The sequence below is a fragment of the Kribbella speibonae genome, assembly GCF_004331375.1.
Classification (GTDB): domain Bacteria; phylum Actinomycetota; class Actinomycetes; order Propionibacteriales; family Kribbellaceae; genus Kribbella; species Kribbella sindirgiensis.
On the sequence record NZ_SJKC01000002.1, the window covers coordinates 1,148,731 to 1,174,701 of the forward strand.

Annotated in this window: 26 protein-coding genes, 2 tRNA genes and 1 pseudogene; 16 read left to right on the top strand and 13 right to left on the bottom strand. The window is 68.2% G+C overall.

What is annotated here, in order from left to right:
- Positions 1-93: 93 nt before the first annotated feature.
- Both E0H92_RS18695 and E0H92_RS18700 read left to right on the top strand, forming a co-directional pair.
- Positions 94-2,118 carry a fibronectin type III domain-containing protein gene (locus E0H92_RS18695; protein WP_131497079.1) on the top strand — a complete coding sequence of 675 codons (2,025 nt, stop codon included), beginning with the start codon at positions 94-96 and terminating at the stop codon, positions 2,116-2,118.
- Positions 2,119-2,179: 61 nt separating this feature from the next.
- Complete coding sequence (locus E0H92_RS18700) at positions 2,180-2,932, top strand: DUF427 domain-containing protein (protein WP_131497080.1); 753 nt, start codon at positions 2,180-2,182, stop codon at positions 2,930-2,932.
- On the opposite strand, the gene E0H92_RS18705 is transcribed toward E0H92_RS18700, so the two are convergent.
- From E0H92_RS18705 to E0H92_RS18715, 3 genes are read right to left on the bottom strand one after another with little or no spacing between them, the layout of a single operon-like run.
- Complete coding sequence (locus tag E0H92_RS18705) at positions 2,911-3,300, bottom strand: nuclear transport factor 2 family protein (protein ID WP_131497081.1); 390 nt, start codon at positions 3,298-3,300, stop codon at positions 2,911-2,913. The genes E0H92_RS18700 and E0H92_RS18705 overlap by 22 nt on opposite strands.
- A 22-nt stretch (positions 3,301-3,322) precedes the next feature.
- Positions 3,323-3,721 (bottom strand): MerR family transcriptional regulator, encoded by a 399-nt coding sequence (locus E0H92_RS18710; RefSeq protein ID WP_131497082.1) that lies wholly within the window; start codon positions 3,719-3,721, stop codon positions 3,323-3,325.
- Positions 3,721-4,494 carry an SDR family NAD(P)-dependent oxidoreductase gene (locus E0H92_RS18715; protein ID WP_131497083.1) on the bottom strand — a complete coding sequence of 258 codons (774 nt, stop codon included), beginning with the start codon at positions 4,492-4,494 and terminating at the stop codon, positions 3,721-3,723. Before E0H92_RS18715 ends, E0H92_RS18710 begins: the two co-directional genes overlap by 1 nt.
- 204 nt (positions 4,495-4,698) lie before the next feature.
- Here E0H92_RS18715 and E0H92_RS18720 point away from each other — a divergent pair.
- A pseudogene (locus E0H92_RS18720) lies at positions 4,699-6,636 on the top strand (bifunctional SulP family inorganic anion transporter/carbonic anhydrase); the annotation flags it as partial.
- 14 nt (positions 6,637-6,650) lie between these two features.
- On the opposite strand, the gene E0H92_RS18725 reads toward E0H92_RS18720, so the two are convergent.
- On the bottom strand, positions 6,651-7,478 hold the full coding sequence (locus tag E0H92_RS18725; protein WP_238173485.1) for a phosphatase PAP2 family protein: 828 nt from the start codon (positions 7,476-7,478) through the stop codon (positions 6,651-6,653).
- 230 nt (positions 7,479-7,708) lie between these two features.
- On the opposite strand from E0H92_RS18725, the gene E0H92_RS18730 reads away from it, so the two are divergent.
- Positions 7,709-8,908, top strand: coding sequence for an MFS transporter (locus E0H92_RS18730; RefSeq protein WP_131497085.1), 1,200 nt, complete (start codon positions 7,709-7,711; stop codon positions 8,906-8,908).
- Here the strand turns inward: E0H92_RS18730 and E0H92_RS18735 are convergent.
- The 3 genes from E0H92_RS18735 to E0H92_RS18745 form a co-directional block, all read right to left on the bottom strand.
- Entirely contained in the window at positions 8,864-9,268 is a 405-nt protein-coding gene (locus E0H92_RS18735; protein ID WP_131497086.1) for an aconitase X swivel domain-containing protein, read from the bottom strand. The genes E0H92_RS18730 and E0H92_RS18735 overlap by 45 nt on opposite strands.
- Positions 9,265-10,479: an aconitase X gene (locus tag E0H92_RS18740; RefSeq protein ID WP_131462375.1), complete on the bottom strand. Its 1,215-nt coding sequence runs from the start codon at positions 10,477-10,479 to the stop codon at positions 9,265-9,267. The genes E0H92_RS18735 and E0H92_RS18740 overlap by 4 nt, the downstream gene beginning before the upstream one ends.
- A 117-nt stretch (positions 10,480-10,596) precedes the next feature.
- Positions 10,597-12,708 carry a S41 family peptidase gene (locus tag E0H92_RS18745; protein WP_131497087.1) on the bottom strand — a complete coding sequence of 704 codons (2,112 nt, stop codon included), beginning with the start codon at positions 12,706-12,708 and terminating at the stop codon, positions 10,597-10,599.
- 133 nt (positions 12,709-12,841) lie between these two features.
- On the opposite strand from E0H92_RS18745, the gene E0H92_RS18750 reads away from it, so the two are divergent.
- A complete protein-coding gene (locus E0H92_RS18750; protein WP_131462374.1) occupies positions 12,842-14,014 on the top strand; it encodes a hypothetical protein in 1,173 nt (390 codons plus the stop codon).
- 38 nt (positions 14,015-14,052) lie between these two features.
- Positions 14,053-14,757 carry a M50 family metallopeptidase gene (locus E0H92_RS18755; protein ID WP_131462373.1) on the top strand — a complete coding sequence of 235 codons (705 nt, stop codon included), beginning with the start codon at positions 14,053-14,055 and terminating at the stop codon, positions 14,755-14,757.
- Here E0H92_RS18755 and E0H92_RS18760 read toward each other — a convergent pair.
- Both E0H92_RS18760 and E0H92_RS18765 read right to left on the bottom strand, forming a co-directional pair.
- Positions 14,754-15,479: a DUF5995 family protein gene (locus E0H92_RS18760; RefSeq protein WP_131462372.1), complete on the bottom strand. Its 726-nt coding sequence runs from the start codon at positions 15,477-15,479 to the stop codon at positions 14,754-14,756. The two genes, E0H92_RS18755 and E0H92_RS18760, sit on opposite strands and share 4 nt — an antisense overlap.
- A gap of 4 nt (positions 15,480-15,483) precedes the next feature.
- Positions 15,484-16,509, bottom strand: coding sequence for an aldo/keto reductase (locus E0H92_RS18765; RefSeq protein ID WP_131462371.1), 1,026 nt, complete (start codon positions 16,507-16,509; stop codon positions 15,484-15,486).
- Positions 16,510-16,560: 51 nt separating this feature from the next.
- Here E0H92_RS18765 and E0H92_RS18770 point away from each other — a divergent pair, with 51 nt between their 5' ends.
- The gene (locus tag E0H92_RS18770) at positions 16,561-17,061 is read left to right on the top strand and encodes a mycothiol transferase (protein WP_131462370.1); all 501 of its coding nucleotides are present in this window, start codon (positions 16,561-16,563) and stop codon (positions 17,059-17,061) included.
- On the opposite strand, the gene E0H92_RS18775 is transcribed toward E0H92_RS18770, so the two are convergent.
- From E0H92_RS18775 to E0H92_RS44190, 3 genes are read right to left on the bottom strand one after another with little or no spacing between them, the layout of a single operon-like run.
- Entirely contained in the window at positions 17,054-18,178 is a 1,125-nt protein-coding gene (locus E0H92_RS18775; protein WP_131497088.1) for a hypothetical protein, read from the bottom strand. The genes E0H92_RS18770 and E0H92_RS18775 overlap by 8 nt on opposite strands.
- 1 nt (position 18,179) lies before the next feature.
- Positions 18,180-19,049: an exodeoxyribonuclease III gene (locus E0H92_RS18780; protein ID WP_131497089.1), complete on the bottom strand. Its 870-nt coding sequence runs from the start codon at positions 19,047-19,049 to the stop codon at positions 18,180-18,182.
- 31 nt (positions 19,050-19,080) lie between these two features.
- Entirely contained in the window at positions 19,081-19,857 is a 777-nt protein-coding gene (locus E0H92_RS44190) for a uracil-DNA glycosylase family protein (RefSeq protein ID WP_165549829.1), read from the bottom strand.
- A 94-nt stretch (positions 19,858-19,951) separates the two neighbouring features.
- On the opposite strand from E0H92_RS44190, the gene E0H92_RS18790 reads away from it, so the two are divergent.
- The 8 genes from E0H92_RS18790 to E0H92_RS18825 all read left to right on the top strand — a co-directional run bounded on the left by E0H92_RS18790 (position 19,952) and on the right by E0H92_RS18825 (position 25,485).
- Positions 19,952-21,463 carry an amidohydrolase family protein gene (locus tag E0H92_RS18790; RefSeq protein ID WP_165549830.1) on the top strand — a complete coding sequence of 504 codons (1,512 nt, stop codon included), beginning with the start codon at positions 19,952-19,954 and terminating at the stop codon, positions 21,461-21,463.
- Positions 21,464-21,508: 45 nt separating this feature from the next.
- Positions 21,509-21,832 carry an ArsR/SmtB family transcription factor gene (locus E0H92_RS18795; protein ID WP_131462367.1) on the top strand — a complete coding sequence of 108 codons (324 nt, stop codon included), beginning with the start codon at positions 21,509-21,511 and terminating at the stop codon, positions 21,830-21,832.
- Positions 21,825-22,325, top strand: a complete 501-nt coding sequence (locus tag E0H92_RS18800; protein WP_131462366.1) for an SRPBCC family protein — start codon at positions 21,825-21,827, stop codon at positions 22,323-22,325. Before E0H92_RS18795 ends, E0H92_RS18800 begins: the two co-directional genes overlap by 8 nt.
- Before the next feature lie 97 nt (positions 22,326-22,422).
- Positions 22,423-23,307 carry a sigma-70 family RNA polymerase sigma factor gene (locus E0H92_RS18805; protein ID WP_131497090.1) on the top strand — a complete coding sequence of 295 codons (885 nt, stop codon included), beginning with the start codon at positions 22,423-22,425 and terminating at the stop codon, positions 23,305-23,307.
- 60 nt (positions 23,308-23,367) lie between these two features.
- Positions 23,368-23,907 (top strand): hypothetical protein, encoded by a 540-nt coding sequence (locus E0H92_RS18810; protein WP_131497091.1) that lies wholly within the window; start codon positions 23,368-23,370, stop codon positions 23,905-23,907.
- Between the two features lie 94 nt (positions 23,908-24,001).
- A tRNA-Asn gene (locus tag E0H92_RS18815) sits at positions 24,002-24,074 on the top strand.
- A 67-nt stretch (positions 24,075-24,141) separates the two neighbouring features.
- On the top strand, positions 24,142-24,714 hold the full coding sequence (locus E0H92_RS18820; protein WP_131497092.1) for a DUF4232 domain-containing protein: 573 nt from the start codon (positions 24,142-24,144) through the stop codon (positions 24,712-24,714).
- Between the two features lie 108 nt (positions 24,715-24,822).
- A complete protein-coding gene (locus E0H92_RS18825) occupies positions 24,823-25,485 on the top strand; it encodes a hypothetical protein (protein WP_131462363.1) in 663 nt (220 codons plus the stop codon).
- 88 nt (positions 25,486-25,573) lie between these two features.
- Here E0H92_RS18825 and E0H92_RS44195 read toward each other — a convergent pair whose 3' ends face one another.
- On the bottom strand, positions 25,574-25,711 hold the full coding sequence (locus E0H92_RS44195) for a hypothetical protein (RefSeq protein ID WP_165546613.1): 138 nt from the start codon (positions 25,709-25,711) through the stop codon (positions 25,574-25,576).
- 128 nt (positions 25,712-25,839) lie between these two features.
- On the opposite strand from E0H92_RS44195, the gene E0H92_RS18830 reads away from it, so the two are divergent.
- Positions 25,840-25,913: transfer RNA gene (locus tag E0H92_RS18830), tRNA-Ile, on the top strand.
- The last annotated feature ends 58 nt before the right edge of the window (positions 25,914-25,971 follow it).

Genomic DNA, 25,971 nt, shown 5'->3' on the forward strand with positions numbered 1-25,971 from the left:
CGCGAAGTAACAGAGCCTCAATACTTGACTGCGTAAATTAAACCGACCTAGGCTCGACGACGTCCGCTCACTCCTCCCCCGGAGGACGTTTTCATGTCCTTGAGACGCCATACCGCCCTAGTCCTGGCCGCGATCGCCCTGGTGTCGACCGCAGCCGCCACCGCACCAGCCGATGCAGTCCAAGACCAGAAACCCGTCCATCCGCAGATCGCCGCCAAGCCGTACATGGGCTGGAGCAGCTGGAGTCTGCAGTCGACCAACTACCCGGGCGTCAACCCCGACGGCCCCGGCAGCTTCATCAGCGAGAAGAACATCCTCACCCAGGCGAACGCCCTGGCCACCAAGCTCAAGCCGTACGGCTACGAGTACATCAACATCGACGCCGGCTGGCAGGACGGCGGCGACGAGTACGGCCGCCCGGTCGCCAACCTGAAGCGGTTCCCGCGCGGTATGAAGGCCGTCGGCGACGACATCCACAAGCTCGGCCTGAAGTTCGGCATCTACACCGTCGTCGGCCTCGGGATGGACGTCTACCGCGACGGCAACACCCCGATCTACGACGCGCCGGGCTGCTTCACGCGCGACATCGTGTACCCGGACCTGCGCAAGACCAACGGCTGGGACGCGGCGTACAAGATCAACTACGCGAGCCCGTGCGCGCAGAAGTACGCCGACTCGATCGCCCGCCTCTTCGCGTCCTGGGGCGTCGACTTCATCAAGATGGACGGCGTCGGCCCCGGCTCCTGGAAGGGCGCTCCGGACGACCCGAACCACAACAACACCGAGGACGTCGAGGCCTGGTGGCGCGCGGTGCAGAACGCCGGCCGCCCGATGATGTACACGCTGTCGTGGTCGCTCAGCCACCGGTACGCCGACGTGTGGAAGCAGAACTCGAACGGCTGGCGGATCGACACCGACGTCGAGTGCTACTGCGACACGATCGTCAAGTGGGACAGCTCGGTGAAGCAGCGCTGGTGGGACGTCGCGCAGTGGATCGACGACGCCGGGCCGGGGCACTGGAACAACCTGGACGCGGTCAACGTCGGCGTCGGCGCGATGGACGGCCTGACGGACGCGGAACGCCAGTCCTACATGACGTTCTGGGCGATCAACTCCGCGCCGCTGTTCGCCGGTGACGACCTGACCAAGCTGGACGCGTACGGCCTGAAGCTGCTGACGAACCGCGAGGTCATCGCGATCAACCAGTCCGGCAACCCGGCGCGCCCGCTGAACCAGGACCAGCTGCAGCAGGTCTGGTACGCGCAGAACGCCGACGGCAGTACGACGGTCGCACTGTTCAACCTGGCCGACTCCCCCGCGACAGTCACCGGCCGGTTCGACCAGCTCGGGATCGGCGGCAAGGCCACGGTCCGCGACATCTGGGCCGACACGAACACGCGCAACGTCAGCGGCCAGGTCTCGGCGGCGTTGCCCGCGCACGGTTCGAAGCTGTACAAGATCACGCCTGGAAACGTGCCGGTGAGCATCCCGGCCGATCTGACGGCCACGGACGTCAGCCGTACGTCGGTGTCGCTGAACTGGCGGCCGAGCGCAGGCGCGACGTCGTACCGGGTGTTTGCCAACGGCAAGCAGGTTGCGACGAGCACGAAGCCGGGCACCGTGGTGGGCGGGCTGCAGCCGCAGACGCAGTACACGTTCACGGTGCAGGGTGTGAAGTACGGCCGTACGTCGGACGTGAGCGCCGGGATCACCTTGTACACATCGAAGTCCGGCGGGCCGGTGCGCTACGAAGCCGAGGCGCCGACGAGCACCTTGACCGGTGATGCCGGCGTCTCCGGCTGCACGCTGTGCTCGGGCGGGTCGAAGATCGGCAACATCGGCTACGGGGCGACGGTGACGGTCAACGACATCACCGTGCCGGCCACAGGTACGTACCTGGTGAAGATCGCCTACACCGACGGCGACACCAGCCGGCAGAGCATGCTGACGGTCAACGGCACCGACAGCTACTGGGTGAACTACCACGGCCTCGGTGACAACGACTGGGGTACGCCGCAGACCACCTACCTCCCGATGAAACTGACCGCCGGCGCCAACTCGATCAAGGTCAGCAACCCGAACGGCTACATCGCCGACATCGACTGGATCACCGTCTGACCCAGCCGAAAGGACCGCGGGGCCGGCACCACCAGGGCCGGCCCCGCGCTTTACTGGACGAATGACCGCCTACCCCGAACCCCTGGTCCCGCCCAGTGGCATCGCGCCGGTGCCGCGGCGGATTCGCGCGATACTCGACGACCGCGTCGTCCTCGACACGACGGACGCGATCTACCTGTGGGAGTTCCCGCCGTACCCGCAGTACTACGTCCCGCTCGCGGACGTCGCCGACGGCGTACTGACCGACACCGGCGAGACGAAGGAGTTCGCCCACGGTGTCGCGCGCGTACACGCCGCGGGATCGGGCCAGGCCTGGGTGTACGACGAGGGCGTCGCAAAGGCCCGTGTGCGGTTCCAATGGGACGCACTCGACAGCTGGTTCGAGGAGGACGAGGAAGTCTTCGTCCACCCCAGAAACCCCTACGCCCGGGTCGACGCCGTCAAGTCGACCCGCCACGTCCAGGTTGCCGCTGACGGCCTGGTCCTGGCTGAGTCGACCGCCACGATCATCGTGTTCGAAACCGGGCTGCCACCGCGGTACTACTTCCCGCGGACCTCCGTACGTCTCGAGCACCTGATCCCGAGCGACACCGTCACCGCATGCCCGTACAAGGGCCGCACCTCGGCCTACTGGTCCGTTTCCTCGGTTCCCGACGTCGCCTGGTCCTACGACTTCCCGACAGCACCTCTGCTCCCGGTCGCCGGCCACGTCGCGTTCTTCGACGAGAACGTCGACGTCACCATCGACGGCGAACTCCAGGACCGCCCGATCACCCCGTTCTCGAACCGGGCTCAGCGACCTTCGACGGTGTAGTGGATGGTCTGGGCGACGATCTTCCCGTTCTCGATGACATAGGAGTCGACCCCGTCGCGGACCTGCACCTTCGAGTCCTGGTAGGACCATTCGAGGAGGCCTACGTTGCCCTCCGCGGCGACGTAGGTGTACTCGAACGCCTCGTGGTCCGGTAGTTCGTCGGCCAGCGCCAGCGCGAGCTCCCGGACGCCGTCGTACCCCCGGAAGGTGCCGCGGTTCATCAGGATCACGATGTCCTCGGCCACGTTCCGTCGCAGGTCCTCCGCGAGGATCTCGTCCAGCGACGGTGCCCCCACCCACTCGTTCGCGATGTTCAGATGGTCGTCCAGCACTTCCCGCGCCGACCGTTGACTCAGCTCCGTCGTCACATTGCCCTCCCCCACTCGCAGTTCATCTCATGCTGCCGCCACAGGCCGTCCCCGGCAAGGCAATCAGCCGCTGGAAGTGCGGGCACTCGGTGAAGTCGGGAGCTTCGCAGTTCAGCGCATGCTCGAGGAGCTGTTTCGACTCCTGAGCGCGACGAATCTGCGCGTCGAGCAGCGCGTCCTGTTCGCCGAGCACAGCGCGGCGTTCGGAGCCGTTCGGGGCGTCGAACATGCGGCGGATCTGGGCGAGGCTCAGGCCCGCCGCCTTGGCGCGCTGGATCATGACCACCCGCGCGACCTGCGCGTCGTCGTACTGCCGGCGACCCGCGACGCGCTCCGGGGCGAGCAGGCCCTCGTCCTCCCAGTGACGGAGGACGTGCGTGGCGAGGCCGCAGCGGCCGGCGAGCTCGCCGATGGTGAGCATCAGATGCCGGCGGTGGTGGCGCCGTCCATGGTGATGATCGAGGCGGTGACGTAGCTGGCTCGCGGGGAGGCGAGGAAGATCGCGACGTCGGCGACCTCCCGCGGTTCGCCGGCGCGGCCCATCGGGATCTCGCGGACCATCTCCTGGAGCAGCTCGTCCTTCGGCTTGCCGGTCGCCCGGACGGCGGCCTCCAGTCCTTCGTCGACCCGGGAGGTGCGCGTCATACCGGGGTTGATCACGTTCACCCGGACGCCCTGGCCCGCGTACGCCTTCGCGTAGCCGACCGACGCCAGCATCAGCGCCGCGTTCGCCGCACCGCCGCCGATGTGCAACGGGTTCGCCGCGCGACCGCCCTGGCCGACGACGTTCACGACCGCGCCGCTGCCGCGTTCGGCCATCCCGCGGATGACGGCCTCGGTCGCGTGCATGTACGTGAAGTACTTCGCGTTCATCGCGGCGTGCAGCGCCGTACTGTCCAGCTCGTCGACCGGCGTCCGGCGGGCCGCGCCCGCGCAGTTGATCAGGATGTCCGGTACGCCGATCCGCTCGAAGACCGCGCGCGTCGCGTCGGCGTCGGTGAGATCGACCGCTTCGGGCTGGAAGCTCAGGCCGTGGGCGGCGAGCTCCTCCTGCGCCTTCGCCAGGTTGCCGGCGTCCCGCGAGATGCCGACGACCACCGCACCCTCACGCGCCAGCGCCTCGACACACGCCAGCCCGATTCCCTTGCTCGCACCGGTGACCACCGCGGTCTTCCCGGACAGTTCCAGCTCCACGTGACTCCTCAGCTCGGCGACGCCAGCGAGTTTACGCAACCGGAAACCAGAGCATTCGTCACCTTCGGAGCTGCAGGCAACGATTTCGGCAGATTCCTGTTGTGCGCTTGATCCGGTCAGTACGATGAGTAACTAGATCGACACTCTTTGTTTCGACGCCTGATGCCCGAGCAGTTGCCCTGAGCACCGACGCCGGAGGACCCCGTGCCGACCCCTTCCCACTCCCCGCCGTCTTCCGTTACCTGGAAGACGGTTCTCCACCATGACCTACCGGCTTCGCTGGTGGTCTTCCTGATCGCAGTACCCCTTTCGTTAGGAATCGCCGCCGCATCCGGCGCCCCGTTGATCGCCGGCCTGGTGGCCGCTGTGGTCGGCGGTGTCGTCGCCGGCGCGCTCGGCGGCTCCCCACTCCAGGTCAGCGGCCCGGCCGCCGGCCTGACCGTTGTCGTCGCCGGACTCATCACCCAGTTCGGCTGGGCCGCGACCGCCGCCATCACCTGTGCGGCCGGCCTGTTACAGATCCTGCTGGGAATCACCCGGATCGGGCGACTCGCCCTGTCTCTCTCCCCCGCCGTCGTGCACGGCATGCTCGCCGGGATCGGCGTCACGATCGCCGTCCAGCAGTTGCACGTGGTGCTCGGCGGGAAAGCCCAGAGCTCGTTGACCTCCAACGTGACCGCACTTCCCGCGCAACTGATCGCCCACCACGGTCACTCGGTTCTGGTCGGCGTACTCACGGTCGCGATCGTGCTCACCTGGCCGAGACTCCCCAAAGTAAAGGTGGTTCCGGCCCCACTCGTCGCGGTCGTGGCGGTCACGGCGCTGGCCGCGGTCACCATGCCCGACGTGACCCGGGTCGACCTGCCGGACAACCCGTTGCAGAGTCTGATCCTCCCGGTGATGCCCGAAGGCACACCCCTCGAGATCGCCACCGCCGTACTGACCGTCGCCCTCGTCGCCAGTGTCGAGTCGCTCCTGTCGGCCGTTGCCGTTGACAAGCTTCATCGCGGCAAGCGGAGCAATCTCGATCGTGAGCTGATCGGCCAGGGTGCCGCGAACGCGGTCTCCGGTGCGCTCGGCGGCATGCCCGTCACCGGCGTCATCGTGCGTTCGTCGACGAACGTCGCGGCCGGCGCCCGGACCCGCGCGTCGGCGATCATGCACGGCATCTGGATCGCAGCGTTCGTCCTCGCGGCGGGCTCGATGCTCGAACTGATACCGATGGCCGCACTGGCCGGCGTACTGCTCGTCACCGGCCTGCGCCTGGTGCAGCTGGCCCACATCCGCACACTGCGCCGGCACGACGAGCTACTCGTGTACGTCGTGACCGCGGTCGGCGTCGGCGTACTGGGACTGGCCGAAGGCGTGCTGCTCGGTCTGGTGCTCGCGCTCGCGCGGGTGCTGTACCGGCTCGCGCGGGCCACCGTGACAGCAACTGAAGCGGACGGCGTGTGGACGGTGCGGATCCGGGGTGCGCTGGTGTTCCTCGGCGTCTCGTCCCTGGTGCGCACGCTGCGGTCGATCCCTCAAGGCGCGACGGTTCGGGTCGATCTCACCGTGGATCATCTGGACCATGCGGCGTCCGAGGCGCTCGAGGACTGGCGTCGCGGGCATGTCGCGCGCGGCGGCTCCGTCGAGATGTACCGCGGCGGATCCGCCGAGCAGTTGGACGACGTACCGATCCGGGCGTTGCTGGCGAAGCTCGCGGCCGAGGGTCAGCAACCGGCGCACCTGTTCATCACCTGTGCGGACTCGCGGATCGTGCCGACGATGATCACCACCAGCGGCCCGGGTGACCAGTTCTGTGTGCGGAACATCGGGAATCTCGTGCCGCCGAAGGGATCGAACAGCAGCTCGGTGGACGCCGCGATCGAGTACGCGGTCGACGTCCTGAAGGTGAAGTCGATCGTGGTCTGCGGGCATTCCTCCTGCGGCGCCGCGGCCGCCGCGCTCGCGGCCGATGTACCCGAAGGATCGGGGCTGCAGAACTGGTTACGGCACCTGGAGCCGTCGGTACGGCGGGCGGTCGCGGTGCCCGACATCGTGGATCCCGCGACCGGTGTGCGGCTGTCACCGGCCGACAAGCTGTCCGTCGCGAACGTCGCCGTACAGCTGGAGAATCTGCGGAGTTTCCCGTGCGTCCGCGCGGCCGAGGATCAGGGCCGGCTCGAGCTGATCGGGCTCTGGTTCGACATCGGCGCGGCGACGGCACGCTCGGTCCTGGACCGTGCGCCGTTCCTCGTCCGGGCCGACGAGGAGCTGTCGAAGATCAGGAGCAGCGGGACGGCGAGCGCGATCGCGACCAACCCGTCCAGCCAGTAGTGGTTCGCGGTGACCACGACGACGGTGAACGTGAGCAACGGATGTGCGATCCACAGCCAGCGCCAGCGTGACCGGGTCGCCCGGATCAGGAAGACCGCGACCATGAGCGCCCAGCCGACGTGCAGACTCGGCATCGCGGCGAACTGGTTCGCGACCCCGGAGTGCGTGCTCGGTCCGTAGACCGACTGACCGAGCAGCACCCCCGTGTCCACCCAGCCCGGCATCATCCGCGGCGGGGCGAGCGGGAAGAACATGTGCCCGATCAACGCCAGCCCGGTCAGGGACGCGAGCGCCCAGCGCGCCTTCGCGTACTCGGCCGGGCGGCGGATCAGCAACCAGAGCAGCACGATCGCGGTCAGCGGGAAATGCACGCTCGCGTAGAACACGTTGGCGAGCTGGGCGAGGCCGTCGATCTTCAGCGCGTGGTGCTGGATCGTCGCCTCGCTCGGGAGCCCGAGCCACGCCTCCCAGCGGATCAGCTCGTCCGCGTGCCGGAACGCCGAACCGGCATGCTCGGCGGACAGGAAGCGGCCGAGGTTGTAGATCCCGAACAGGGCGGCGAGCAGCGCGATCTCCTTGACGATCCGCCAGATCCCGCCGCGCTGCCGCCTCAGCTCCGGGAGCCTCGGTTGCCCGACCCGTTCCAGAGTCATCTGCGCCATGCCGACCCCCACATCAAACCGAACGCTCGTTCTCTGAAATTCCACCCTGCGCCCCGGATCTCCGCAGATCAAGAACGGTCATTCGTTTTCCACTGTGATCCCTGGCACTCTTTCAAATTATCGCAACATGCTGATAGTTGCGAACAATATGAAGCAACTCACACCGCGCCAAGGTGAAGGACTCGGCTAAATCGGTCGACGCGAGGTGCGGGCCTCGGGAGAGTGCTCGCATGGTGACGGTCTTCCTCCGCTGGACGTGGCTGCGGGCGGTCCTGCACAACGGGTGGTGGCTGGTCACCAGCGTCTATCTGGTCGTCGACGCCGGACTCTCCCCCGCCGAACTGGTGCTGATCGGGTCGGTGCAGAGCGCGTTCGCGCTGGTCTTCGAGGTGCCTGCCGGCGTCATCGCCGACACGATCAGCCGCAAGTGGTCGCTGGTCGTCTCCCAGGTCCTGATGGGTACGGCGATGCTCGCGACCGGGCTGTTCACCTCGTTCCCCGCGCTCCTCGCCACGCAGGTGCTGTGGGGTATCTCGTGGACCTTCGCGAGCGGATCCGACGTCGCGCTGATCACCGACGAACTGAACGAACCCGGTCGCATCAACCTGGTGCTCACGCGGGCGGCCCGCGCGCAGCTGACCGGCGCGGCGACCGGTCTCGTCCTCCTCGGGCTGCTCGCCTGGGCGACCCGACGCGACGTGACCATCGTGATCGCCGGCGCCGCGATGGCGGCGCTCGGGCTGTACGTCGCGCTCCGGTTCACCGAGCACAACTTCGTCCCGATCCGGACCGCCCGATGGTCGTCGTCCTGGACCACGTTCCGTCGCGGCGTCACGCTGGTACGCCGCAGTCGCGCGATCCTGCTGATCTTCGCCGCGACCTTCCTCGTGAACGGCGCCTCGGATGCCGCCGGACGCCTTACCCAGAAGCAACTTCTCGACCTGGGCCTACCCGGTGCGCCGGACCCGATCGTCTGGTTCACGGCCCTCGGCGTCGCCGGTCTGGTCGTCGGCGCCGTCGTCCTCCGGCTCGTCACGCAACGGATCAACGGCGCACACGCCGCGACCGACTATGCGTTGGCCGCCCTTGCCGGAGTGCTGGCGATGCTGATGCTCGCGTTCGCGCGCGATCCGGTCACCGGTGCGATCGCCGTCGTACTGCTGAACGGCATCGTCACGCCGCTCACGCGCGTGATCAGCACGATCTGGGTCAACGCCCGGACGACCGCTGACATCCGCGCGACGACGCATTCGTTCCTCGCACAGCTCGAGTACCTGGGAGAGATCGTCTGCGGCGTCACGATCTCCGCGATCGCTCGACTCACGACGCTTCCGCTCGCGCTCACGGCGTGTGCGGTCCTGTTCGCGGCAACCGCCGTACTGATGTCACCACGCAATCGTCGCTCGGTCCGGGCCGGCAGAGACCTGTAGGACAGCGTTGGCCGGGATGGCGTCGTACGGCGCGACGACGACCGGGAGGTTGAGGTCGTACAGCTCGGCGGCGATCAGGGCGCCGAGCGGGATGATCGGGTCTGGGCGGGACAGGATGACGGCGGCGGGGGCTGTGCGGGCACGGATCTGTTCGGCGAGGACGCTGGACGCGGAGCTCGAGCCGCGGCCGGATTCCATCAGGACGACGCGGCCGGTGAGGACGGCGCCGCACTGCGGGTGATGCGCGTCGACGATGCGGCCCTCGTTGTCGGTTCCGCCCCAGAACGACAGCGGCGCGGTGAGGCGGATCGGCGTACCCGCCGCGGTGCCGGGGTGGAGGGTTCGGCCGTGGATGATCATGCGTCGAGGACCACGTGGCCGGCACGGGCGGACGCGACGCATTCGGCGAGCGAACCGAGGACCGCGGAGACCTTGATGTTGCCGGGTGCGTAGTGCGCCCACTTGCCCGAGTTCGTCATCACGTGTTTCCAGGTCGGCGACAGGATCGCCGTGACGTACGTGCAGGTGTCGACGACGACCGTTACCCCAGCTGCCTCCAGCACCTGCAGTACGCCGCTCTCGGCCAGGCGCTCCCGGGTCGCGCGAGCGGTCGACAGGTAGAACGGCAACTTCAAGGGCGGCCCCGCGACCAGCTCGGACAGCCGGACGCATTCGGCGTACGACGCATGCGGCGTACCGATGCTGACCGCGTCGAGCTCCGATGCGACCGTCGACAGCTCGCGCCGGACGCGCTGGAGTGTCTCGAGGTCAACCACTCGCACCGGCAGGCCGTCTACCGTCGCCGGCGCCTCTGGCGTGACCCCGACCGCGTGGAACAACGCGACTCCTCCAGCGGAAGCGGCCGCTGCGCCGAGCGCCTTGAGGTCGTCCTCGCTCGCGTCGGCCGGAATCCCCAGCAGTACAGGGATCTCGGCTCCGACGACCGATCCGATGTGGTGCCCGAGCAACGAGTACGTCAGGTCCGAGAACTCGCCGAGCGGGCGGCAGTCGAACACCACGGTCCCCCGCCGCGCCTCGGGAGTCTGCAGTCCGGCGTACGGCACCCGTCCGCTGATCGCCGCGCAGACGTCGAGGAAGTCGCCGTACCGGTCCGTGCGCGCGCCGAGGACCGAGTTCGCGAACACGATCGCGTTCGACTCCGCCCACGCGACGTGCTCACCGAGCGCGGGTCGGTTCGGGAGCTGGTACGGCGCGCACGTGAACGTCGGCGTACAGCCGAGGTCGACGTACGCCGTCATCAGCTCCCGTCCCGCCGCCGCGAGCTCGTGATCGCGGACGAGGCCGGGATGGATGAGGTCCGTGGATCCCACGTTCAGCGTCGTCGGCACGCGCACCCGGGCGCCGAGGTCGACGAGCCGGTGCGCGAAATCCAGGCTGACCTGACCGTGGTACAGGCACGAGTCGACGTGCGCCGACGTGATCTCGACCAGCCGCGGCGCGTCCGAGATCCGCGCCTGCCCGACGATCACCCGCATCGCGAGCGCCACGCCCTCCCCGTCCTGACCGCCGAGCATCGCCTCCTCGTCGGCGGTCAGGTGGAGAGTCTGCATGCGTTGAACTTAGCCGGACCTGCACCACTCACCAACCTGCCCGACGCAGCGCGCTTCACGCTCGTCCAGGCGCCCAGGACACGGTTCGTCCGAGGTTGGTGAGTGGTGGACGTCCGCCTAGACGACCTGCCGTTTGGATGCGACGAGCTTTCCCGCGTCGTACCCGTCCGCGCGCAGCAGCTGTCCGGGGGTCACCTCGAGGATGTCGATGCTCAGCGGGGTGGTGTAGTCCTCGGAGCTGATCGGGCGGCCTTCTACGTAGAGGTCGACGCGGTTGATGCCTTGGGCATCGATCGCGACCGTGAGCGTCGTGCCGCTCAACGAGGTCTTCAGGTCGAGCCGCCGGACCGGGAGCGCGGCGAGCAGCTCGCCGGCCCGGTTCAGCAGGTCGACGTTGCCCTCGAGCAGGTCCGCTCTGGTCATCCGATGGGTCTCGTGCGGCTTGACGCCGAGGTCCTCCACCGGCGTACCGGCGAGCTTGCCGACCCGCAGAGTGCGCCGGATCGAGACCCGCAGGTTCGCGCCGTTCGGCAGCGCGATGTACGGCGATGTCTCGTCGGGTGGCGGAGGTTCGTTCAGCAGCGCCGCGAGCAGACCGTGCGTCCAGACGTTCGCGCCGCCCGCGCCGGTGTTGTCGTCGACACCCAGGATGGTTCCGATCTCATGATCGGCGAACCCGGCCGCGAAGATGTCCGTCGCCGAGTAGACCCGCGCGTCGGTGATCAGAACGACAGGTCCCTGGTACGTCTGGCCGACGTCGTTCGCACCGTCCTCGGGCGTGATCGGTTTCGCCGCCGAGTACTGCGCCCCGGTCTCGATCGCCAGGTCGAGCGAGTCGAACCACGGACCGAGATCGATCCCGGCCGGGTTCTCCCGGTGCCGGCGGCAGATCCGCAGGTTGAGCGGCGAGCTGATGAACTGCACCGGCTCCGGCGCGACCCGCCGCGGCGTCATCGTCTGCAGGGTGAACTCGCTCGCGTAGATGTGCCCGCCGCCGTTGTCCCGGACGTCCACGATCAGGCCGTTCTGCGGCAGGATCGCGGCCAGCCGGACGAACTCGTCCCGGAAGGCGACCGGGTCCGGCACGCTGAACGTGAAGATCCGCAGGTGCCCGAACGTCCCGGACGACGTCGCGACCTCACGGGCCCGGAACACCCCGGGCATCGTGGTCGGCAGATCCGCGCCGGTCACCGCGGCCGGGGCAGCCAGCTCGGCCGAGCTCTGCCCACGTTCCAGTTCGACGACGTCGCGGACGTACAGCGCCTTCTTCGCGCGCGACTTCTCGTCCGAGTCGAGGTCGAGACCCATCACCGCGGAGGCCTCGCTGATCGCGTCGAGGTCCGTCATCGGCGGCAGGTTGGTGGTGACCTTCCACTGCTCGCGCAGTTCCTGGTCCGAGCCGTCGAGGCCGACGTACGACAGCGTCACCCAGTCCTCGTCGGGTGGGGACTGGATGACCAGCGGGCGCAGGGTCAGCGACTCCAGGCCGCGGGCCAGGTTGGCGGCGTCGTTGCTCCCGGCGAAGACGGCACCGTTGAGAGCGACCGCGCGGGCGATCGGCGTACCGTTCCAGTGCGTCACCTCGGCGCCGGGGCCGAACTGCGGCGCCTGGTAGCCCGTGACCGTGCGGGTGACCAGGTAGTGCTCATCACCGGCTTCGTCGTAGCACTTCTCGATCATGAACGGCAGGAACGCGATCTTCCCGGCGAACGGCACCGGCAGCAGGTAGTTGGTGTGCAGATCGCGGACCGAATGGAAGATGCTCGACATCTCACGATGGAACAGCCACTCGTCCTCCATCGTCTCCGCTGTCAGACGCTCCATCCGCGCGCGCATCACACGCAGCCGCTGCAACGGGTTGACGGCGTGCATCGCGACCTTCAGCGGCAGGTGCACGTAGTTCTCGCTGAGCAGCAGCAGTGCTTGATCCACCAGGAGCTTCCGCTGGTCGAGCGTCAGCGTGCCGGCCGCGTCGAGGAACTCCGCCAACGGGACAGCGGCCGCCGCATCCGTACCGACCGTCTCCCGCACCGCGGTCCGACGCGCGGCCGTCGCACTCTTCGCTACTGTCTTCTTCGCTGCCGTCTTCTTCGCAGGGGACTTCTTGGCTGCTGTCTTCTTGGCCGTGGTCTTCCTGGTTGTGGTCTTCTTCGCAGTGGTCTTCTTGGCTGTGGTCTTCTTGGCGGCGGTCTTCTCGGCTGGGCGTTTGATCGTGAGTGGTTGAGACATCGTTCCCCCAATAGCAGCAGCCCCTCCCCGGGCCGCGATCCCTCCACCGTGGTCCGCTCATCAGGCGATGTCAACGGCCCGCCACGCCGTTCCACCAGGACATCGCAGCGGCTTGTCAATCATTATCGAATGCATGCGGATCAGCCGTTTGTTCTTGACGGCCGCCCTCCTGATCGGCGTGCTCGTTCCGGCGCCCGCGCAGGCGGCGGCAGCCTTCCCACGCATCGACGCGAGCGGTTTCCAGCTCGTGTCCGGTGACACGTTCGCGACGTACGGCGCTCGCGTCGCGCAACTGGAGACGAAGCTCCCACCTGTTGACGTGACCGCCGTACTCGCCGCATCCAACCGGACGGGGCGGCCGCTGTGTCATGAGACGTATCTGGCCGCCTCGCTGAATCCACAGGGGTTCTGCTGGCAGGACGGTGAGGACGACGACGAGAACGTCTGGATCCCGCAGGGCCTCAGCGGGTCCGGCGACGCCCAGCCGGCCGGCGGTGCGCGCCGGGTCGTCGTCGCGAGTTGGCACAACAGCAACGACACGGCGATCCGCGTGTCGTTCCTGGACCTGGCGACGTTGAAATACCGGCATGTGTTGCTGGTCGAGCCCACCGCGGACGGTAACTTCCAGGCCGTCGCCGGGCACGGGCACGGCCTGTTCTGGTCGGGGAACATGCTGGTGGTGGCGACCGGTGGATCGGTCCTGCGGGTCTTCGACCTGCGGCACATCTGGCGTACGGACACCAGCACCGGCGAGGTCGGACTAGGTGCCGATGGCAAGTATCACGCGTTGTGGCACGCGTTCGCACTACCGCAGGTCGGCGCGTACTGGTACGCCGGCGGCGGCTGCGCGAACACGACCGGGACCAAGCCGTGCTTCGCGTCGCTCGGAATCGACCACGCCGGGACGGGATCGTTCGTGGCAGTGGAGCACACGACGCGCGGCGGCGGGCGGATCGTCCGCTGGCCGCTCGACGAGTCGACCGGGCTGCTCCGCGCCGGCGCCGACGGGGTCGTGCACGCGGTCGAGGCGTTCGACTCGCCTGTGTGGGGGATGCAGGGCGCCACGTCGTACGGCAACAGCTTCGTGATCACCGGCGTGTGTCCGGAGTTCGCCGGGAACATCGGTGACGGGATCGACTACCCGAGTTGCCTGCACCGGGGCGTCGGCGGTACGTCGACAACGGTCTGGACCAAAGCACCGAAGAACACCGAGAACCTGTCCTACTGGCCCGCGACCGGTGAACTGTGGCTGATCAGCGAACAACTCCGCGAACGGGTCACCGTCCACATCCCCTTCCCGGCGTAGTTGACGGTAGTCGACCACCTGCCTGTAAGGATGGGCGGGTGAAGGAGTTCTGGGACAACATCACGTCGGTTCAGCCGGAGCCGTCGCTCCAGTTGGTCATCGGTACGGGTATCGCCGCGCTGCTGCTGATCGCCTGGCGGCCGATCTGGCGGCACACCCGGCAGGTCGTGACGATCGCGCACGAAGGCGCGCACGGACTGATCGCCGCGCTGGTCGGCCGCAAGCTGTCCGGGATCCGGCTGCACTCGGACACGTCCGGCGTCACGGTGTCGCGCGGCAAGCCGACCGGCGGCGGGATGATCGCCGTACTGCTGGCCGGCTATCCCGGTCCCGCTCTGTTCGGCCTGGCCGCCGCTTTCGTTCTCAGCCGCGGGTACGCCGTTGCGCTGCTGTGGGGACTCCTGGTGGCGCTCGTGATCTTGCTGCTCCAGATCCGCAACCTGTTCGGCCTGTGGTCGGTGCTGGTGTTCGGCGCTGTGGTGTTCGGCGTGACGTGGTGGGGCTCTCCCTCGGTGCAGTCCACCTTCGCGCACCTGCTCACGTGGTTCCTGCTGCTGGCCGCACCACGTGCTGTGCTGGAGTTGCAGCGCTCGCGGCGGCACGGTCAGGGGCGTAGCTCCGATGCGGATCAGCTCCGGCGCCTCACCGGCGTACCGGCGTTGATGTGGGTCGGTGTGTTCGGGCTGGTCACGCTGGCTTGCCTGGCGTTGGGCGTGCTCTGGTCCGGAGTACTCCCGAGCTAGGCGGGCGGCAGCGTCACTCCGAAGCCGGTCACTGCGAGCCGCAGCAACACCTGTCCTGGTCTGAGCAGGTCAGCCACCTTGGCGGCGCTCAGTACCTCCAGCTCGGCCAGGCGTTTCTCGTAAGTGCCTTGGACGCGGGCCTGCTGGAGCTCGGTCGTGTTGTGCCAGACCTTCTGCCGGGACTCGCGCAGGAAGCGCCGCGACGCCAGCCGGTTGAGGGGCGTGAGGACGCGATCGACCAGACTGCGCGCACCGGTCGCGGCGAGCTCTCCGTCCTCGGCCGCGACGCGTTCGGCGAGCACACCGTCGATTCGTTCGTGATCGCGCCGGCGTCGGTCCATCAGCTGCGGATCCAGGAAGTCATCGTCGCTGATCACCGCGAGCAGCGCCTGCGGCAGGTCGTAGTTCACGTGCGCGTTGATGCCGAGCAGCACATGCGCCAACGCCGGCAGCTTCGCCGGCGCCTCGAACGCCAACCGCCACGGACGCGCCACCGACGTACCGTCGTGGGCCTGCAGGTAGAGCTCCGCGAACCGCACGTCCCAGATCTCGACCCACGCCGGATCCTCGAACCGCCCCTCGTCGATCGCCTGCCCCACGGCCTTGGTCGTCCGCAGGTACGTCTCCAGGAAGAACCGCCGGTGCGCGAGCTCCGGCGGCAGCTCGTCAACCCGCTGCCGCATCCGCGCCACCACGTCCGCGATCGGACCACGATCGGTCATCGGATCAGGCCCGTCCTCCGCTGATCGGGCGGCCGCGCTGTGCTACGCCCGGTCCGCCGTACGGGTAGTCCGCGGCGCCCGGGTCGCTGGCCTCGTCGAGTTTCGCCGTCTGCTCAGGAGTGAGGTGCAGGTCCGCGGCGGCGAGATTGTCGTCGAGTTGCTCCAGCGTGCGAGCACCGAGGATCACCGAGGTGAGCGCGGGCCGGTCGACCAGCCACGCGAGCGCGACCTGCGCCATCGAGATCCCACGCGCGTCGGCGATCTCCCGCACCGCGTCGACCACGTCACGGACACGCTGGTTGCGGCTGCGGCGGTACCACGACTCGACACCGCGATCCGGGTTCTCACCGAGCCGGGTCGCACCGGCCGGCTCCTCGTCGAACGAGTACTTCCCGGTCAGCCAGCCGCCACCGAGCGGCGACCACGGCAGCAGGCCCAGCCCGTTCTCCTGCGCGGCCGGCACGATCTCCCACTCGATCTCGCGGACCAGCAGGTTGTACTGCGGCTGCAGCGTGACCAGCGGCGACCACCCGCGGTACGCGATCAGGTCACACGTCTTCTGCAGCTGCCATCCGGTGAAGTTCGACAGACCGGCGTACGAGATCTTGCCGGCGCGTACGGCGTCCTCGAGGAAGCTGAGCGTCTCCTCAAGCGGCGTGACCGGGTCCCAGGCGTGCAACTGGTACAGGTCGATGTGCTCCACACCGAGCCGCTGCAGCGACGCGTCCAGCGCCTTACGGAGGTGCCGCCGCGACGTACCGACGTCATTGGGCCCGTCACCGGTCGGGAACCGGCCCTTCGTCGCGAGGACGACGTCGGCGCTCGTCTTCGCCAGCCAGCGCCCGACGATCTCCTCGGACACCCCGGCCGTGTACACGTCCGCGGTGTCGACGAAGTTGCCGCCCGCCTCGACGTACCGGTCGAGCTGTGCGTGCGACCCGGCCTCGTCGGTCTCGTTCCCGAACGTCATGGTGCCGAGCGCGTACGTCGAGACGACGGCGCCGCTCGCGCCGAGAGTGCGATATTCCACGGGATGCTCCCTCTCCTCGAACTGTCTGAAGCGAAGACTACGGTGGCGGGTATGAAGACAAGTGAAGTGCTCCTCGACGCGCACAGCCGGGTACAGGAGGTGCTGCACGACGTCGTCACCGGGCTCGACGAGAAGACGCTCGCCACCCGGCCGGGTGACACGGCGAACTCGATCGCCTGGCTGGTCTGGCACCTGACCCGGGTCCAGGACGATCACCTGGCGGACGCCGGTGGATACGAGCAGGTCTACACCGCCGACGGGTGGTTCGAGCGCCTCGGGCTGCCGCTCGACGCGGCCGACACCGGGTATGCACACACGTCCGACCAGGTCGGGCTCGTGAAGCTCTCGGCGGATCAGCTACTCGGATACTACGACGCCGTCCACGCACGGACCGCGGAGTTCCTGCGCACCGTGACCGACGAGGGCCTCGACCGGATCGTCGACCGCCGCTGGAACCCGCCGGTCACGCTCGGAGTGCGACTCGTCAGCGTCATCGACGACTGCGCGCAGCACTCCGGCCAGGCGGCGTACGTGAAAGGTCTGCTCAGCTGAGCGTGGTGTACCAGAGCGAGGTGCCGGCGATCAGGTAGAGCCTGTGGTCCGGCATCAGCACGGCGCCGGTCACCTTGCCCTCCGGTCCTACCGCGTCCTGGACGGTCCACTGGCCGTCCCGGCCGGTGAGGACCTTGACCTTGTTGTCCTGAGCAACAACCTGGACGACCTTGTCGCCGTCGATGATCGGCGGCGGCAGCTTGTCCTTGTCCCCCACCGGGACCGACGGCACCCCCTGCAGCCGCTTCGCCGTACCCGATGCATCGAGCTGCCAGATCGCGAGCTGACCGTCGACGTACCCGGAGATCACGCAGTCCTTCGCGCAGGTCGCGGTGTTGGCCTGGCTCCGGCTGCCGGGATCGGGCAGCACGATCCGGGTCCAGCCCTGGTTGAACTTGGCCGATCGCCAGACCGCGGCCTCCTGCGCGACGGTGTTGGGCGCGAGCCGGACCTGCGAGCCGACGAGGACGATGCTGTCGCCGAGCGTCGTACCGAAGCCGGGCCCGACCAGGAGGGACGGCGTACTTTGCAGAGCGGTCTTCGTCGGGTCCTGCCGCACCCATTTGCCGTCGCTCTGCGACAGCCAGACCATTGCGTCGTTGCCGGTCTGGACGCCGCCCCAGGTGCCGAGGAGCGCGCCGCCGCTCGGCGTACGGACCGCGCTGAACAGGTCGCCTGCGGTCTGGCCACCGAAGGTCCAGAAGTTCTGCGGCTGCTCGACGAGTCCGGTCTGCGGCGTGCCGGTCCAGACCGTCCAACGCGTGTTGGAGTGCGCGCCACCCGAGGCTCCACCGAGCGCAAGGAGTTGCTTGCCGTCGTACGCGATCGAGTACCAGATCGCTTCGAAGGCATACGGACTGGCCGGGTTGGGCTTGACCGTGATCGGCGTGCGCTTGCCCGTGCTGTCGTAGGACATCAGCTCCGGGACGACCTTGGCACCACGGTGGCGCAGGCCGACCAGCAGCTGGCTGTCGTGGGCGGTCAGGGTGACAGGCTCAGCCGGGCTTACGTCGACCTGGGTCCAGTCGTCGAGCGGTTGCGGCTTGTCGGCTTTGTCGTCACTGCAGGCGGTGAGGGTCGCGAGCACCAGGATCGCGACCGCAGCGAGGCGGCGCATGTCAGCGGCTCTGCGGAAGCTTGGTGGTCTTCTTCCGGCCGGTCCGCGGCGCGGACGGCGGTGGCACGACCGGACCGATGTCGCCATCCGGCGCGGTGTCGAGGTCGATGATCACCGGCGCGTGGTCGCTCGGGCCGGTGCCCTTGCGGGCCTTGCGGTCGATCCACGCGGCCTTGACCCGCTCGGCGACCGGAACGGTGGCGAGCATCAGGTCGATCCGCATCCCGAGGTCCTGGTGGAACATGCCGGCGCGGTAGTCCCAGTAGCTGAAGATGCGGTTGTCCGGCCAGCGGTCGCGGACGACGTCGTGCAGGTCCTTCGCGGCCATCAGCTCCGCGAGCGCCTGCCGCTCAGGCGGGGTCACGTGCGTCTCACCGACGTACGCCACGGGGTCGAAGACGTCGGCGTCCGTCGGAGCGATGTTCATGTCACCGCAGACGATCTGATCGGCCGGTCCACCTGCCACGACTTCCGTGAGTGCGGCGAGCCAGGCGAGTTTGTAGTGGTAATGGTCCGAGTCGGGGACGCGGCCGTTCGGCACGTACAGCGAGTGGATCCGCACGCCGCCACAGGTCGCCGCCACCGCGCGGGCCTCGGGATTCGGGAACCCGGGCGCGCCGGCGACACCGGTCACCACGTCGTCGAGCCCGACCTTGGACAGCAGGGCGACGCCGTTCCACTGCGGTTCGCCGTACAGACCGATCTCGTAGCCGCGGCCGGTCAGCTCGTCACCGAGCAGCTTGGTGAAGGCGTCGTCCGCGAGCTTCGTCTCCTGCAGGCAGACGACGTCGGGCTGCCGCTCGTCCAGCCAGTCCAGCAGCCGCGGCATCCGCTGCTTGACCGAGTTCACATTCCACGTGGCGACTCGCATCCGACCAAGGTAGCGCCCGCCACGGACCATTTCAGCCGAGCTTCGGCGCCCGCCAGACGAGAGTGTTCAAGAGGTCGGTGCCGGGACGTTCGACGCTGTTGTTGTGCCGCGGTTTGTCCTTGCGGCCCCAGGCATCGTCCCCCAGCCACGGCGGTACGCCGAACGGCAGGTCCCGCGGCGGGATCGGTGCGTAGTCGGACTCCGCGAACTTCACGCCGTAGTTGGGAACCGTGGCGTCGCCGTCCGGATCCGGCGTCACGATCGCGCGCAACTCGACGATCGCATCGCGCCAGCTGTCGACCAGCACCTTCGGGCTACGGCTCGACGGGTGCGGCACCTCGAACAACGGCACGTCGGGCCGGTCGGTCCACAGCTGAACAGCCTTGCGGGCTTGGGCGCCGAACGCGACGATCACCTGGAGATCGGGGCCGGTGATCAGATCGAGCAGGGTGTTGCGCCACGCGAGCTGGTCCGGCCGGGCGAGCAGCGGTGCCGCCTGCTGTGCGCGAGACGGCCGGAGCGCGTAGGCGTAGGCGTTGACCAGTGCGTAGCTGCGGGTCAGCCCGAGCTTGGCCAGGAAGCCCTGCACGCGCTGACCGGCGTCGCCGACCAGCGTTCGGCCCGCGACGCGTTCGGTCGGGCCTGGATCGGACGCGATGGCGAGCAGCCGGGCCTTGCGATTGAGCCGCCCCCGGTAGAACACCGGGCCCCAGTCGTGCCAGAACAATTCCCGGAAGTCCGCGTAACTCGGAACTTTCGCCAAGTGCCGCGCCACGGTGACCGGCGGGCCGGGATCGAAATCACCCATCGAACTACCTCCCCCTCGGCGATACGCTCTTGAGCGGGGCGGCAACGGGGATTCTACGGGAGGGTGGGCCATGTTTGTACTGCGTGGAACCGTGATGACAATGCGCTCCGGCGGGGACGTTCTGTCCGGCGGCGCGGTGTACGTCGACGACGACGGGCTGATTGCGGCGGTCACGCCGCTGGATCCGGTCCCGGATGGATTCGCGAATGCGCCGCGGATCGCCGCGGGCGGGTTGATCTGCCCGGGTCTGATCGATCTGCACAACCATTTGATGTACAACAGCCTGCCGTTGTGGACGGAGCCTTCGCGCGCCGTCCCGTGGACCTCGCACAACCAGTGGGGCCGCGCACCGACGTACAGCAGCCAGATCAGCCAGCCGGCCCGCCTGCTCGGCGCCACTGCGGGGCGGGCGCTGCTCCGGTACGTCGAAACGCGGGCGATCGTCGGCGGTACGACGTCGATCCAGGGGAACCCGCGCGGCGCCGTACCGCCCGACAACGACCTGATCCGGAACGTCGACTCGGAGAAACTCGGCACCCACGACGATTTCATCCGGGTCAGCACTCTGGTCGCCGACAACGCCGCCGCGCTCGCGCCGTACGCCGCCGCCGTCCAGGCCGGGCGTGGATTCATCGCGCATTCGGCGGAGGGATCGGATCCGAAACTGCGCTCCGAGTTCCGGTTGCTGGCCGATGCCGGTGTGGTGAAACCGCAACTGGTCGCGATTCACGGCGCGGCCCTGAATGCGGATGATTTCGCGGCGATGAAGGTGGGGAATTCGAGCCTGGTCTGGTCGCCGTTCTCGAACTTTTGGCTGTACGGGGCGACGGCGGATGTGAAAGCCGCGCACGCGGCCGGAGTGCGGCTGTGCCTGGGCTCGGACTGGGGTCCGTCGGGAACGCGAAATGTCCTGTGGGAGTTGAAGGTCGCCGATCTGTGGAACAAGACGCAATCGGTCTTCACCGACGAAGAACTGGTCCGGATGGTGACGTCGAATCCCGGAGACGCGTTGTCCGGGGTCTGGCCGCGTCCGGTCGGCCGGCTCGAACCCGGCGCACTCGCGGACCTGGTCGTCGTACGGCGCTCTGCGGCCGGCACCTATCGCAGTGTGATCGAGGCGACCGAGTCCGACATCCGGCTGGTCGTCGTGGGCGGCCGGGCCCGCTACGGCCTCCGCTCACTCATGACACCGCTCGCCCCGGCGGCGACGCCGATCAGGGTCGGCCGACTGTCGCGCGCGATCGACTATGGCGACTCGGCCGTCACCTGGAAGACCGTCGTCGCGGACCTGGAGAAGATCCGCAGCGACCCTGCCGGCGCCTCTGCCCGCGCTGCCGTCACATTCGGCGCCCTGGCCGACGCCCTTGCCGGCGACGGTGTCGCCGGTGATGGTGTTGTGGGGAATGGTCTCGCCGACTCCTTCGTGCTGCTGCCCGACATGCCCGCACCCGAGACCGACGACCTTCTCGGCGGAGCTCGTACTGCCCCCGGACCCGTCACCATCCCGCCCTTGGAGCCCTTGACCACCGGCACAGCCTGGTTCGACACGGTCGACGCCAACCCGTTCCACCAGGGTCTGCTCAGCGGCCTCCGCGCGTACGCCTGATATATCACTTGATCTCTATATACGCTTGTTGTAATACTTCTCGGCATGGACGTGTTCGAGGCGATCGCGGAACCGAGCCGCCGGGAAGTACTCGACCTGCTCGCGGAGCGGGAACGGCCGGCCGGTGAGCTGGTCGAGCATCTTCACCGGCTGACCCAGCCCGCAGTGTCGCGGCACTTGCGGATCCTGCGCGAGGTCGGGCTGGTCGACGTACGGCCGGAGGGCCAGAAGCGGATCTACGCGCTGCGCGCCGACCGGCTGCTCGAGATCGAGAACTGGATCAGCCGGTACCGGAAGTACTGGCCGCGGCACCTCGACGCCCTCGAACAGCATCTGGCCGACAACCCTGAGGAGCACCCGCATGAGTAACCGCTTAGGTGAGCTCGCCGTCGACGGCGACCGCGCCACGATGACCTTCCGGCGCCACCTTCCGTACCCGATCGAGCGGGTCTGGGCCGCGCTCACCGATCCGCTCGAGCGCAAGGCCTGGTTCGGCGAGACCGTGATCGACGGGCGCAGCGGCGGCAGCATCGAGATGATCCCGACCGATCCCCCGGCGGCGCCGGACGCCAAGCGACTGACCGGCCGGATCCTGGTCTGGGACCCGCCGCACGTCCTCGAGCACGAGTGGCGCCAGCGGATCGTCGAGGACAGCGTCGTGCGGTACGAGCTCCGCCCGGACGGCGACGGGACCATGCTCACCTTCACCCACACCGGCCTGTCCGAGCAGAACGCCCGCGGCTTCATCCCCGGCACGCATGCGTTCTTCGACCGGCTCGAGGCCTGGCTCGACGGCACCGAGATCCCCGACTGGTCCGACCGGTACGCCGAGCTGGCGCCGTCATACCCCGCCTGGATCTGACTTCGTGTAGTTATCCACATACTCGAAGTCACCGGTCCGGGGCGGGTCGAATCGCGGCACTCTCTTTGGCAAGGAGATTGGCGGCGAAGGGGCCGGAATGGGAGATCTCGACTGTGAACCGGCGGACATCACCGCACTGGTGGCATACCTGCGCGACATCGGGCAGCACGAACTACTGACCTTGGAGGAGGTGAACGAGCACTCGTACTGGATCGAGGCCGGCCTGCTGGCGGCGGAGCGGCTGACCGGCGATCCGGGGCTCCACGACACAGTCGATCTGCAGAAGATCGTGGCACTCGGGCGGCACTCGTGGCAGCGGATGATCGAGGGCAACCTGCGGCTCGTCGTGTCCCTCGCCCGGCGGTACGGCGGGAAGGGTATCTCGCTGCTCGACCTGATTCAGGAGGGAAACATCGGGCTGATGCGGGCTGTCGAGCGGTTCGACCACCGGCTCGGGCACCGGTTCTCGACGTACGCGATCTGGTGGATCCGGCAGTCGATCGGGCGCGCGATCTCGGACCGTTCCCGCCTGGTCCGGATGCCGGCCCAGGCGTACGCCGACGCGTCCCGGGTGGCGTCGGCGCGCCACGACCTCACCCAGGAGCTGGGACGTGAACCAGGTACGCCGGAGCTCGCGCGGGCGACCGGGTTGAGCATCGCGCGGATCGAGCGGGCCCAGGCGTGGCGGATGCAACCCGAAACGCTCGACGTCGACGACACAGACCCGGTGATCGACGACGACCCGATCGTCCTCCGCGCCGCCCTCCGCCGGGACCTCGCCCACCATCTCCAGTTCCTCGACGACCTTCATCAAACCGTGCTCCACCGCCGCTACGGCCTACACGGCCACATCCCGTCCACAGCAGAGGAGATCGCAACCCAACTGAACCTGAACACCGCCAAGGTCCGCGCCCTCGAACGAGAAGCCCTACGCCAACTCCGCCGCCGAGCCCTTCCCCACCTCCGCGACTACGTCGCCTGATCACCAGTGCGCTGCGGGGTGCGCTGATCGGGTTCTTGGAGTGGCTGGGATGATGGGGAGGTGAGACTGCTGCGTACTGCTTGGCCTCGTGAGCTGGGGGCGGCTGTGTCGGCCGCTGCTCGTGAGGCGACCGGGAGCAAGGAAGACGTCCTGGCCGCCGTCGAGCTGACCAACGGCCGCTGGGTCGCCGGCACCCGCGCCGCCGTCTACCTGCCGTCGGACACCGCGGACGCCGACCGCCGCGTCGGCTGGGAGAAGATCGAGCGCGCGAACTGGGACTCCGAGACCTCGGTCCTGCACGTCTACGAGACCACCGACTTCGGCACCCCGTTGCGCGCCACCGAGCTCAAGGTCGAGGACCCGGGCCGCTTCGGCCAACTCCTCCGCGAACGCGTCGACGCGAGCATCGTCGTACAGCGCCACGTCCCGCTGTCCGGTAAGCGCGGCGTACGCATCGTCGGCCGCCGCAACCCGGCCGCCAGCGACGCGGCCGTCACCTGGAACTTCGTTCTGGACAAGGGATTGGAACCCACCCAGCCCGGCGTCGTGGACGCGGCCGAGGCGGCCCTGCGACAGGTCCGCGACGAGTTCGGAATCTGACCCGGCAGCGGCCCGAATCCCGTTTTTGTAGTTCGCCGCCCGCCTGCTAACCTACTCAGGTCCTCGGGGATCGAGGGCCTGAGTACCACCACGATCCCGCGTAGCTCAATTGGCAGAGCAGCCGGCTGTTAACCGGCAGGTTACTGGTTCGAGTCCAGTCGCGGGAGCAACACATCAGCCGGGCCTCCACAGGAGCCCGGCTTCTGCTTTTCCCGGGCCGGGTAAGTTCGTGAAATGACTTACCGGGGGTGGGCAGGGCTGATCGGCACGCTCGTACTGCTGACAGGCTGCGGAACCGAAGCAGCCGGATCCGAACCAGCCGGAGGCCCGACCTCGCCCAGGGCAAGCACACCAACTCCGACCGTGTCGCCCACGCCTCCCCCACCGGCCTGTCCGGCATCAGGCGCGTCGATCACCGTAGGCCCGGTAGAACCGGCGCTCGGACATCGCGCCGTCGTACTGAAGCTGACGAACTGCCGAACCACCCCGATCACCGTCAACGGCTACCCGGACGTTGCCGTCCTCAACGCCCGCCGACGAACCATGAACGTGACGATCACCCACGGCACGTCGTACATGGCAAGAGACCCAGGCCCGACCCAGATCCGCCTACGCAAAGGAGAATCGGCGCTCGCCGCCGTCTCCTGGTCGAACACCGTGGAAGTTGCCGAGGACAAGGCCTCCGGCACCTATCTCGCCGTCGCGCGCCACCGCGGAGACCGCCCGACGATCTGGCCGGTCGACACCGACCTCGGTACGACGGCCAAGCTCACGCTGACCGCGTGGTGCCTGAAGTTCCCGAATTGATTCGCCGCGAATCTATTTCGCCCAGCCTATTGGCCTAGACCGCCAACTGGGCTAGCTTCCTCTGCAGAATCCCGAGGGGGGCCTCGGGGATGGAGGGGAAGGAACCCTGTGAACATCAAGAAGGTTTTCAGCACCAAGGGTGGCCGGCTGCTGGTGGCCGCCGTACTGGGGGCCGGCGTCCTGGTCGGTGTCACGGTCGCGGCGAACGGCGCCGTACGGCCGGACTGCAAAACCCTGTCGTACCCGCTCTGCGCGCGCTCGGTCGCCGCGAAGCAGGTCGTCGATAACAGCATCCCGGCCAGCAAGCTCGTGCCGGGCGACCGCGCAGCGTTCCTCAAGAACACGGACGTGTACGGCAAGTCCGGAGTGTCGGTGGACTTCAAGCCCGTAACGATCGACAAGATCGGCGGGTCGTTCAAGACCAACAAGACCAAGGTCGGCGAGTTCACGCTCGAGCCCGGCACCTGGCTGCTGAACTCGACCGCGTTCTTCGCCCGCACCACCGCCGGCGCACCAGGCACCCGGCCGCAGCTCGCGCTCCGCGTCGGCGCCTCGGACACCGCGTTCGGCACCGACTACGGCACGATCCTCGGCGCGGAGATCTCCCCCGCGAAGGACCGCGAACTGAGTGGCTCCACGGTCAAGGTCGTGACGGTCGACAAGGCCACCACGGTCGAGGTCTTCGCCTTCGGCTACAACGACGACGCCGGCTCAGCCGGAAGCGGCGAGATCGCCGCCTCCGCCTCCGTCGTCGCGGTCCTGGTCGGCTGACCAGCAACCAGCTCGGGTCACTGGCTCACCAAGGAGGCCCTGACCGCATCCGGCGGTCAGGGTCTCTTCATGCATCAGGAGGAAGTGTCTACTTCCCCTTCTTCCGGTCGATCGCTCGCTGGATACGTTGCTGAGGCTGACCGAGGATCTTCGCGAGCAGCGGCACGCGGTACTTGTACGCCGCGATCGCGCCCACCACGATCACCAGGAAAATGAACCAGCCCATCGGGGTTCCCTTCGTCCGGACTAACCTCCATCATGCCCGGTCCGCGGTAACCACCCCTCAGTCAAACCCCTGACCCACCCCTGGTTTCGCACCACACCCCCACCCACCAGATACGATCACCCGCACACGGGGCGGTAGCTCAGCTGGTTAGAGCAGGGGACTCATAATCCCTGGGCCGCGGGTTCGAGTCCCGCCCGCCCTACCGTGCAGATGGATGGCCTCAGCCGCGGGCGACAGGTCGTCCGCGGCTGAGGCTTTGC